2 protein-coding genes are annotated in these 2,035 nt (G+C 59.1%); both read left to right on the forward strand.

The features are described from left to right. Positions 1-886 (forward strand): proton-conducting transporter membrane subunit (locus tag ARB69_RS25215; RefSeq protein WP_278314403.1); only part of this gene is annotated, 886 nt, incomplete at its 5' end. Positions 887-1,077: 191 nt separating this feature from the next. Next, a partial coding sequence (locus ARB69_RS25220; RefSeq protein ID WP_242857669.1) for a complex I subunit 5 family protein occupies positions 1,078-2,035 on the forward strand: 958 nt, incomplete at its 3' end.

Below are 2,035 nucleotides of genomic sequence, written 5' to 3' on the forward strand. Positions count from 1 at the left end.
TACGGCAGGCCTTGGGCTGGACCTGGTGCTGCTGCTCTATGTGGTGGCGTTTTTAGGCTTCAGCATCAAGGCGGCCATGTTCCCTTTCTATTCCTGGCTTCCGGATGCGGGCGTGGCGCCTACGCCGGTGACCGCGCTGCTGCATGCGGTGGCAGTGGTAAAGGCGGGGGCGTTTGCCGTGATCCGGCTGACCTATTACTGCTTTGGCACGGAGCTTCTGCGGGGGACCTGGGCGCAGAACGTGGTGATGGCCCTGGCCATGTTCACGGTGGTGTTCGGCTGCAGCATGGGCGTGAAGGAGACGCACATGAAACGGCGGCTGGCCTTCTCCACGGTGAGCAACCTGTCCTACATCATCTTTGGGGCCACGATCATGACGCCGGCGGGCCTGTTAGGCGCGCTGTGCCATATGGTGTTCCATGCGGTCATGAAGATCAGCGCCTTTTTCTGCGCCGGGTCTATCATGCACCAGACCCACAAGCACTATATCTATGAGATGGACGGCTTCGGGCGGAAAATGCCCTGGGTGTACGGGGCCTTTACGGTGTCGGCCATCGGGATGATGGGGGTGCCCGGGGGCTGCGGGTTCATCAGTAAATGGTACCTGGCAAAGGGGGCCTTGGAAAGCGGGAACCACCTGGCCTGGATCGGAGTGGGGTGCCTGCTGGTGTCGGCGCTTTTGACGGCCATCTATATGATGACCATTGTGGTACGGGGCTTCTTCCCGGAGAAAGGGTTTGACGAGAAGGCCCTGGCGGGGGTGAAGGATCCCAGCTGGCAGATGGTGCTGCCCCTGATGCTGTTCTCCCTGGCGATCATCGGGTTCGGGCTGTACAGCACGCCGCTTACGGAGTTCCTGACGAAGGTTGTGACGGGGGTGTATTAGAGGGGATAACCGGAGGGCTTTTGTGAAAAGCCGCCGGTTTCCTATGGAAGTAATCTGCTTTTCTTCCTGTCAGAGGCTGTAAAGCAGGCATAGTTGTTTGGTTTAGAAAGACGGTAACCGGTGAATTTGAGGAAGCAGTAACCGGTGGATTACAGGAGGTTGAGAATGAGGTATTTTAGGAGGTGGCACGCATGAATGGAATCCAACTGGCAGTCCCGGTGTTTTATCCCATGGCCGGGGCGCTGCTGACCTATCTGATCGGGAGGAAATCCAGGGAGGGGCGGAATTACTTTGCGGATTTCATTGTCATTACGGAATTCCTGCTGCTGCTCTATGGGGCACTGCGCCTGCAGGGGAGCGAGGGCATCCTGGAGGGGATCTGCGGGATGGGCCTGCATTTCAGTATGGACGGTTTCCGGGGGATCTACGCAGTGGTGGCCGGGTTCATGTGGATGATGACCATTGTGTTTTCGCGGGAGTACTTCCGGCATTACCGGAACCGGAACCGGTATTACCTGTTCCAGCTGGTGACCCTGGGGGCCACCGTGGGGGTCTTCCTGTCCGCGGATTTATATACCACGTTTCTGTTTTTTGAGGTGATGTCCTTTACGTCCTACGTGTGGGTTGCACAGGATGAGAGGAAGGAATCCTTAAGGGCCGCCCAGACCTACCTGGCAGTGGCGGTGATCGGGGGCATGGTGCTGCTGATGGGGCTGTTTCTGCTCTACACGTCCGTGGGGACGCTGGAGATCGGGGCGCTCTATGAGGCCTGCCAAAGTTACCCGGATAAAAGGCTGCTTTATATAGCCGGGGGCTGCATGCTGTTCGGGTTCGGGGCAAAGGCGGGCGCCTTCCCGCTCCATATCTGGCTGCCCAAGGCCCACCCGGTAGCGCCTGCGCCGGCTTCCGCCCTGCTGTCCGGTATCCTGACCAAGGCGGGGGTATACGGGATCCTGGTGATCAGCTGCTACATGTTCTACGGGGACGAAAAATGGGGCAGCCTGATCCTGGCCCTGGGCGTGGTGACCATGTTTGGGGGCGCGGTGCTGGCGGTCTTTTCCGTGGATTTAAAACGCACCCTGGCGTGCTCGTCCATGTCCCAGATCGGGTTTATCCTGGTGGGGACGGGGATGCAGTGCCTGCTGGGGG

This window comes from Faecalicatena contorta, assembly GCF_001404335.1.
Taxonomy (GTDB): Bacteria; Bacillota; Clostridia; order Lachnospirales; family Lachnospiraceae; genus Faecalicatena; species Faecalicatena contortus_B.